Consider the following 8497-nt stretch of genomic DNA (forward strand, 5'->3'; position numbering starts at 1 on the left):
CGGCACTGCCGTGTCCTCTATATCATACCGATGAAACCGGAAACGATATGACGCACCTGATTGAAATTAGCTAAACATTACATAGCGGATAATCGAACCTTCGCGATCGATTTTTACAGCGTGTTGCGAAAGTATTTCTTCCGACCACATTGGCTCAGAAACAGGCTGAGATTCAGGTTCATCGCCAATCCAAGGTGGAGAAGGCATAGATAAGTCACGACCATTTAATTGTCGCTCTAACCACTTTATCGCTCCTGTATGTTGACATTTGCGATCGCAACAACCAGCTCCCAGAAACTGACCTTGTTCATCAAAAACTTCTATAAAAGAGCCGCTATTATCCCAACCATCATCAACATAGCCTTGTATCAGAAGAGCAAATGAAATTTGAGATTCAACGGGAACTTTTACAAGATATATCTCGCTGAGGCTGTGCTGAGAGTAGCAAAAATGTCGATCGTAAGTGTCAGCCACAGTTTTAGGTATGTCTTGTGGAGGTCTTTCAATCTCCACCGACTCCAAACCATCACCAAACCCACCAAACAACTGAAGACATCCGATGCGACAGTCTGGGAAGAAATCCGAGAAAGAGTCAGAGCGATCGTAAAACTTACCGATTTCTTCCTCGTAGAATTTTCTAACTAAAGATTCCCGAGTGCTATAATTCATACACTCTCTCCTATAATTTTTGTTATTTTTGCCTTGTGCTATCGCTCATATCAAATCCGGTTAAATGCACGTAGATAAGTAGGGGAAATCCCCCTGTGATAGCCCCTAATGTACTGCGACAATCAAACGGATGTAATATTATTCATTGATGTCATCGGGATCGGGATCGAAGTCGTAGGGTGCGTCAGATTCAATCATTTTCAATCTCAAATCGCTACCAACTGACGCACCCTACAAGGACATGATATTAGTAGGGTGCGTCAGATTCAATCATTTTCGCTCTCAAATCGCTACCAACTGACGCACCTTACAAGTTATATCAATTTCGGTCGATTACCCATGATTCTTGTAGGAGCTCACTTCGCCATAATATTTCATATAAATTGACAATCTTGTAAAACCGCCCCAACTCCTCGATTTGCTTAATCGTCAGTTTCTATCTCAGCATATTCATCAGTCACAACTTGTCCATCTGGCATGATAGTATTTCGCTTGTAGCTGTCGCCTAAATCGCAACCTTCAACAAGTGCTCCTCTCAAATTTGTCTCATACAGACAAATTTCACCCATCATTGCACCTCTAAGGTCTGCTCTTTCCAGATTGGCTCCTTTCAAGCTAACTTCAAATAAACAAGCATTTTGCAGGTTGGCATTTCGGAGATTAGTATATTCCAAATTACCATCTGTCAAGTTGGCAATACTTAGGTTAGCTCTCTCCAATGAAGCTCTTTCTAGATTATTTTCTAAACTAGCATTAGACAAATCTGCTTCGTCCAGCATACTATGAGTTAAATCAGCATCTTCCAATCTAGCTGACCGAAAAATAGTACGTCTGAGATTGGCTTCTTTCAGAATGGCACCATTCAAGTTAGCTTCCGTGAAGTCAGCCTCACTCAAGTTTACGCCTCTTAGTTCGGCACCTTCTAGGTTAACCCGACGAAAATCTCTTTCACCCGCTGAGTATCTTTTGAGCAGTTCTTCTGCGTTCATAACTTGCCTCTTTAATCACTTTCAAATGATAAACTAAAAGTGACAGTGCTACGATGAAAGCATAAACAATTTGCATCATAAAGCTATGAACGCTGAAGAAATACTCAAAAGATACGCCAAGGGACAGCGAGATTTTCGGAGTAGCGAGTTAGAGGGTATTAATTTGAGCGGAGCTGATTTGTCTGGAATCGATCTAGCTGGTGCTAACTTGCGTAGAGCTAACTTTAGTAGAGCGAATTTGAGCCGAGTGTTCTTGGGAGATTGCCACCTGTATGAAGTCCAATTAGAAGGGGCTAACTTAATGCTTGCCACTATGTATGGTGTAGTTTCTATTGACGCTAATTGGAGGGGAGTAAATTTGGATGATGCTAGTTTGGAAGAAGCTTATCTGGTCTCTGTTGACTTAGAAAAAGCTACTCTGAAAAATGTCAATCTGAGTGATGCCAGGTTTGAAAATTGTAACTTGAAAAACGTTAATTTTGAGGGAGCTATTTGGAACGAAACTCTAATGGCTTTAGTTGATTTAACAGGAGCGACAGGGTTCGATCCTGCTGATGTAGCCGGACATCAGATCGTATTGCCTAACGGTCAGTTCGTTGAATCTACTTGGGAGTTTACTGAGAAAAAATATGGAGATATTTAAGCTGAGAAATACTTGGTAAACTAACGGACATCTAGTTTGCTGAGGCGAGTTAAGCCTGTTCAATTTAAACTAAGCAAGTTAAATGTACATTAGCTTATCAATCAAAAGTAGCCTGTTATAGGATGAAATGAGGTCTGATGTCCCCCCATACCAGCCCAAAATACGTCCGTGTACGGCTCCCCTTCCAGCAATACCAAAATAGGATCGGTTTCCTTCGTAAACCCAGCACGACTGCTATTGTAATCTGGGTGATCTTTATTAGTTCCCAGCAAAACCGACAAATCCGGTTTTCCCAATAGCGGAGCAGATGAATCGGGCTTTTCTGACCTCCAACCTTCTCGCGGTAACTTAAGTCCGGGGGCTGTTGTGTTATTCTCAGTAAACGGAAGATTGGGAATATCCCGACCCGCAGGCGAAACCGTACCGCTTAATAAATTCGGTACTGTCTAATAGTAGTTATCCGCAAAAGTGACATTATTTAAGCTAAAATCAAACCATTCGCGATCTGGAAAAACAGTTATGAACCCAAAATTGCTATATAGCAAATATATGGCTCAAGAGTTAGTTAGACGGTATAGGACTGGCGATCGCGATTTCAGTGGCGTCGATCTGAGCAACGCCTACCTGTACGACTTTTGGCTGATTGATGTTAATTTGAGCGGTGCTAATTTGGAAGGCGCTAGTTTGGGCGGTACTTATTTAATTAATTCTAACTTGAGCCATACGAATTTAGAAAAAGCATGGCTGGATTCAGCCCTACTGATTGGGGCAAACTTGAGTAATGCCAATCTCAGGAATGCTAAGTTGCTTAATGTTGACTTGAGGAGTGCCGATTTGAGGGGTGTCGATTTGACTGGTGCCGATTTAAGCGATGCGGTGCTGATTGAGACTAACTTAACTGATGCTAACCTGACCGATATTAAAACAACAGAGCGGACTATTTTCCATCAAGTGACTATGCCTGACGGCAGGATTCAAAACGATTTAAACAGAGCGTTGTCTGCTGAAGAATTGCTCCGGCGCTATGGCGAGGGCGAGCGGAATTTTCAGGATAAAATATTACATCGTGTTGATTTAAGCGGTGCTGACTTGCGTGATATTGACCTGAGTCGTTCTTGCTTGAGCTATGTCAACTTTAGCGGTGCTTGTTTAGAAACTAATTTGGGTTTGGGAAGACAACTTATATTTTGTGATTTTAAAAATGCTCGATTGAGTCAGCCTGAAGATTATCGTGGTGTCAGCTTTATTTATTGCGATTTGAGAGACTCTAATTTATCAGGAGTTGACATGAGTTATTCTCTCTTCATAAGAAGCAACTTCCTGGGAGCTAAAAATTGTCTTTCTGGTGGTCTTCAAGGAGACTTATTATTTTACGAGACTACTTGGAGCAATGGAGAATTTATCGCCGGTCCTATCAACGCTACTGAATACTGGTGCGGAGAGATTATGGAGGGTGAATTTTAAATTTGAAGAAGTAGTCGCAGGGTGGGTCAGCTTCGATTGCCGTAAGTACGATCGCCCTTAATTAGGCAAAAACAATCTCGATCGTCCCGTAATATCGTTTCCAATTAAATCGGAATGATTTAACCGCAGAGAGCGCAGAGGGCACAGAGAGAGAATAGAGAGATGAATACAGGACGATGCTACCGGATTCGATCTAAGTAAGCAATTGCAGCATAGTTAAGAACTAGAAACTAAAGAACGAACGTAAAAACACACCGCTCCAATTAAATAAAAACCATTCACCAAAATCAACAATCCTTTCCCAATATAAGAGTGAACCAAACCAAAAACGCGGACAGTAGACAGCAGCACTAACAGCATTTCCACCACAGAAACAATTGACCCGTAGTGCTTTCTATCCCAATAAGAAATCGGACTGATAAAACGGTAATTGCTGAACGGAAAAAAGTGCCGGTGAGCGTCGTCATTGTGGACTGGCAAATCTCCCAGAGAGTGCAGTATCATGCTGAAAAACAGAATTTGCACGCTTTGCCAGCCGAAGTAATAAGCAATTAGCCAACCAATAACCGCGAGGGGAATTGAATGAAACAGCGCCACAATATTCTGGACAAAAGGCTCGTAATATGCTGTTGACCAAATTGTAGCTTCCGGCAAACGAGCAATGTATTTCGCCCAAAAGTAAAATAAAAATATCGGAATGTCGGGTAAGATTCCGCCCGTAACGATGAGCAAATTAAACTCAGAATGCTGGGCTCTACCGAGAATGGCGAGATTGATAATCGCGTGGCTGGGAGTTTTCATGAGTAAGGTGCGTCAACTAGGATTATCTTATTCATAATTAATCAGATATTAGTTGACGCACCCTAGGTGTGAGATAATTGGCTGATGTTACAAGTGAGGTTGCAGTCGATCGATCAACTGCGCCGCTTGCATCACTCCCTCAATGCGATCGACCTCAGCGCCATTTTTGAACAGCACCAAAGTCGGCAAAGCATAAATGTGATGCTGCGACGCCAACTGTTCGTACTTATCCGTATCGATTTTCACCACCATCAGCTTCTCTTTCGTCTGACCGCTGACTTGCTCCAAAATCGGTGCCATCATCTGACAAGGCCCGCACCAAGTAGCGTAAAAATCTACCAACACGGGCAAATCGGAGCCCGATAGTAACTCCTCAAAACTGCTGAACTGTTTTTGAACTGCCATAGGACAAAATAATTTTTTTGGTTCTGGCTCGATTTTAGTGCAAAATTCTCTGGTAGATTGCGAGGATACAATTATGGAATTATTGCCAGAGACATATCAGAGATTGCGGGGTCAAGTTGCACTCGTCACCGGTGCATCGCGGGGAATCGGCCGCGCCGTTGCTTTAGCCCTAGCCGCAGAGGGCGCTAAAGTCGCCGTCAACTATGCCAATTCCAGCGCTGCTGCTGATGAGGTTGTCGCAGAAATTATCGCTGCGGGAGGAGAAGCTGTGGCGCTTGCAGCAGATGTCTCCAAAACTGACCAAGTGGATTCACTCATCAGTAAAGTCATGGAAAAATGGGGGCGGATTGACATTTTGGTGAACAATGCCGGCATCACCCGCGATACTTTGCTGTTGCGGATGAAGCTGGAAGATTGGCAAGCTGTGATTGATTTGAATTTAACCGGCGTGTTTTTGTGCGCGAAAGCTGCGAGTAAAATCATGCTGAAACAGCGAAGCGGCCGAATTATTAATATTGCTTCGGTGGCCGGACAAATGGGCAATCCCGGACAAGCTAATTACAGTGCGGCGAAGGCTGGAGTTATTGGATTTACCAAAACTGTGGCGAAGGAATTGTCTAGTCGCGGCATAACTGTGAATGCAGTTGCACCGGGTTTTATCACTACAGATATGACGAAGGATGTCAAGTCTGATGAGATTTTGAAATATATTCCGCTGGGGAGATACGGGGAAGTTGAGGAAGTTGCGGGGATGGTGAAGTTTTTGGCGGCGGATGCGGCGGCGGCTTATATAACGGGCCAGGTTTTTAATGTGGATGGGGGAATGGTGATGGCTTAGATTTGGTTTTTTTTTAACCGCAGATATTGCACAGGCAAGATGCCTGTGCCACGATGAAAGCGGATATCTGCGGTTGAATTGTGAAGTTATACTCATACTCTCACTGGCAATTGTTTGAGCAGTTCATTGACAATGATTTTAGCGATAGAACTATTTTCAGAGAGTATTTGCAAGCGTTTTAAAATATCTTGCTCCAGATAAACATTTTGTTCGGCTACACCAATCGATCTTAAAGAATCTGCTGCTGTGATGGTAAGCTCATCATCCGGTGTTTGAAGCATTTCGAGTAAAATAGGAATTACTTGTTGGGAGTCTGCATCGGAAATAATTTCGGCGCAGCGGTACTGCCACTCTTGGGGGCGATCGCGCCAACAGGATTTGAGTGAATCCCAATCAGTAGGAGTCATTTTTTGAATTAAATCAATGGCAGATATGACTGCACAATCAGACCAAAAATCCGCCGAAAATTCTTTGTTTAAATATTCGTCTAGCTGTTGAAAAATCATCACTGTTTTAACTCCTTATTTAGAAAGTGATTGGATTGCCGCCTGTAGGATAGGATGATTCTATGTTGCCTGCAACATCTTTGATAACTAGCCATTCTACTCCATCAACTGTTTCGCGATGGAAAGTCACACCATCAGAAGAACGAGTGTGAACAGTAGGTGTTTTTGCTACTTGATTGGTAACATCTATAATTTTAGCATTACTCCAACTATCGGGTGCTAGAGTTGATTTTTTGGGGCGAGAAAAACTGCCGTCTGGAAATTGTTTAATTGACTCGACAAATGTTGTGCCATCTGAATTATTGTTAATAACTCTGACTGTAAAATTTGGGTCAGTTTTAATTTGGGGTGAATGGGCACCGACAATCCTGTTAGAGTTGGGTGGACGGCGTTCTCCATAGAGAATTTTCTCTTGGAGTTCGGATGGTAGATGATTAGAACTGCCTGGACTACCACTTGAACTTGATTGCATTGAGAGCGAAAATGTGATACTATTGGGACTGCTACGAAGATTAGTTGCTAATGTCGCTGTTGGCAATAAGGGCGATCGCATTTACGATCGGCTCAACCTAATTTTTAAAATCAAAATATTTTCCTAATCCAATTGTACACCGCAGCAGAGAAAGCCCGTAACTTATTTACAAAAGTTTGCCAAATTGAAACTTTTGTTACCTCAAATAAATCTTCGATTTCCACGGGCAGCGGCGGCATCCCGATTACTTCATAGAGCGGGTATTCGCCGCTTTTTCCCGGAATTTCAACTAATACGCATTGATTGACGATCGCCAATTCCTTGACTTCCTGATAAGTCTCCTCGGAAATCAACAAACTTGTTCCTACTTGTTTGTTAGCAGCTTCGATCCGGCTGGCAAAATTCACCGCATCTCCGATCGCCGTAACTGTCTGACTGTTCGACGCCCCCAAATTCCCCACCACCACCCAACCGCAGTGAATCCCAATCCCAATCCGCAATCGGTGACGGTATAAAGTCTCAAAATAGGGATTGAGTTTCTCTAGTTCCTCCAGCATCTCGACTCCCGCCCTCACTGCTTGTTCTGCCGCCTTTTCGGGATTTTCTAACCCAAACAGCGCCATGAAACCGTCTCCCATATAATTATTAATCATCCCACCGTTCTTATTGATTGCAAAACCCATTTTCTGGAAATAGCGATTTAAAACATAAATTACGTCGTAGGGTAACAGCGATTCTGCAAACGCAGTAAACCCTCGAATATCAGCAAACAAAATTGCAATTTTTTTCTCGTGTCCCACAGGTGCAGAAATCAACTTTCCGACCATTTCCTCGTTAAATACTTCCAAGTCTTCAGAATCGATCGCCAATCTCCGCAAAATCACCTTCCCGCCCGCCACCTGCGTCTGACAAGCCAGCCTAATTTCGGGCTCTAAGCCTAATTTTTTTGCAAGTTCCTCTTCCGGCGAGGTGCGCGGAGAGCAAAATTCCAAACCTTCGACAATCAAGACGCGGCAAGTCGAACACCGGGCGCTGCCGCCGCAGGCGTGGGTGTGGGGAATGCCGGCACTGAGGGAAGCTTCCAGAATTATATCGTTGTCGTCTATCTCGATCGTGCGATCGTCCGGCAGATAGTGAATGTGCGGCATCTGTGGCGTCTCCAACCTAAATAGCGCGAGAAATCTCGCTTCTGCGATGCCAACCCAATTTTTAAAACTCTTTTCTATATGCCCTGATTGCTTAACTGTATCAGGATTTTCTCTCGTTTTCCGAACTCAACCGCCAAGCTGAGGCCCGATACGGGACATTCAGAAAACGATCGCCTCACTCGATCGCTATTAGAGCCCCAACTTCTTCAAGAAGTCGCAGAGTTGGGAGTTCTGTTTTCTAGCGTTACTTTTATCGAAAACATGAAATTATTCTTAATAGTTCAATGCGTGATGAAAGCATGATAAATTAGTTATATAGTCCCACATATCGGCCACATATTTTTATATTTTAGCAGACTTTAGTTATTACGATAAATCTTTCCGCGAACTTTACCGGATGGGCTTTAATGAATTTTTTGCGGGAACGCCGATCGAATTTTTAGCCAGCCAGTTCCAACAAAATTTGAATAGGGCTGAACAAAGGATTGATGCCAACAATCAAAAACGGGTAATCCCTTACTTTGCTCTCAAGCCTTCTTTGGTGATTAATAGCATCAGCGTC

10 protein-coding genes are annotated in these 8497 nt (G+C 43.2%); 3 read left to right on the top strand and 7 right to left on the bottom strand.

The window, feature by feature from the left end; all coding sequences use genetic code 11:
* Nucleotides 1-66 precede the first annotated feature (66 nt).
* Together WBA89_RS17495 and WBA89_RS17500 are read right to left on the bottom strand one after the other, a co-directional pair.
* Entirely contained in the window at nt 67-669 is a 603-nt protein-coding gene (locus tag WBA89_RS17495) for a hypothetical protein (RefSeq protein WP_194062127.1), read from the bottom strand.
* Between the two features lie 422 nt (nt 670-1091).
* Nucleotides 1092-1658: a pentapeptide repeat-containing protein gene (locus tag WBA89_RS17500; protein WP_424408447.1), complete on the bottom strand. Its 567-nt coding sequence runs from the start codon at nt 1656-1658 to the stop codon at nt 1092-1094.
* Between the two features lie 85 nt (nt 1659-1743).
* On the opposite strand from WBA89_RS17500, the gene WBA89_RS17505 reads away from it, so the two are divergent.
* Both WBA89_RS17505 and WBA89_RS17510 read left to right on the top strand, forming a co-directional pair.
* A complete protein-coding gene (locus WBA89_RS17505; protein ID WP_424408448.1) occupies nt 1744-2301 on the top strand; it encodes a pentapeptide repeat-containing protein in 558 nt (185 codons plus the stop codon).
* Between the two features lie 519 nt (nt 2302-2820).
* Nucleotides 2821-3765, top strand: coding sequence for a pentapeptide repeat-containing protein (locus WBA89_RS17510; protein WP_424408449.1), 945 nt, complete (start codon nt 2821-2823; stop codon nt 3763-3765).
* 216 nt (nt 3766-3981) lie between these two features.
* Here the strand turns inward: WBA89_RS17510 and WBA89_RS17515 are convergent, their stop codons facing one another.
* Together WBA89_RS17515 and trxA are read right to left on the bottom strand one after the other, a co-directional pair.
* On the bottom strand, nt 3982-4566 hold the full coding sequence (locus WBA89_RS17515; RefSeq protein WP_424408450.1) for a hypothetical protein: 585 nt from the start codon (nt 4564-4566) through the stop codon (nt 3982-3984).
* An 87-nt stretch (nt 4567-4653) separates the two neighbouring features.
* On the bottom strand, nt 4654-4971 hold the full coding sequence (trxA, locus tag WBA89_RS17520) for a thioredoxin (RefSeq protein ID WP_424408451.1): 318 nt from the start codon (nt 4969-4971) through the stop codon (nt 4654-4656).
* A gap of 73 nt (nt 4972-5044) precedes the next feature.
* Here trxA and fabG point away from each other — a divergent pair, with 73 nt between their 5' ends.
* Nucleotides 5045-5809: a 3-oxoacyl-[acyl-carrier-protein] reductase gene (fabG, locus tag WBA89_RS17525; RefSeq protein ID WP_424408452.1), complete on the top strand. Its 765-nt coding sequence runs from the start codon at nt 5045-5047 to the stop codon at nt 5807-5809.
* Between the two features lie 92 nt (nt 5810-5901).
* On the opposite strand, the gene WBA89_RS17530 is transcribed toward fabG, so the two are convergent.
* The 3 genes from WBA89_RS17530 to WBA89_RS17540 form a co-directional block, all read right to left on the bottom strand.
* Nucleotides 5902-6318, bottom strand: coding sequence for a hypothetical protein (locus WBA89_RS17530; protein WP_424408453.1), 417 nt, complete (start codon nt 6316-6318; stop codon nt 5902-5904).
* Between the two features lie 16 nt (nt 6319-6334).
* Nucleotides 6335-6787 carry an EndoU domain-containing protein gene (locus WBA89_RS17535; RefSeq protein ID WP_424408455.1) on the bottom strand — a complete coding sequence of 151 codons (453 nt, stop codon included), beginning with the start codon at nt 6785-6787 and terminating at the stop codon, nt 6335-6337.
* A 110-nt stretch (nt 6788-6897) separates the two neighbouring features.
* A complete protein-coding gene (locus tag WBA89_RS17540; protein WP_424408457.1) occupies nt 6898-7935 on the bottom strand; it encodes an adenylate/guanylate cyclase domain-containing protein in 1038 nt (345 codons plus the stop codon).
* Nucleotides 7936-8497: the final 562 nt, after the last annotated feature.

Source organism: Microcoleus sp. (genome assembly GCF_049646505.1).
Classification (GTDB): Bacteria; Cyanobacteriota; Cyanobacteriia; order Cyanobacteriales; family Microcoleaceae; genus Microcoleus.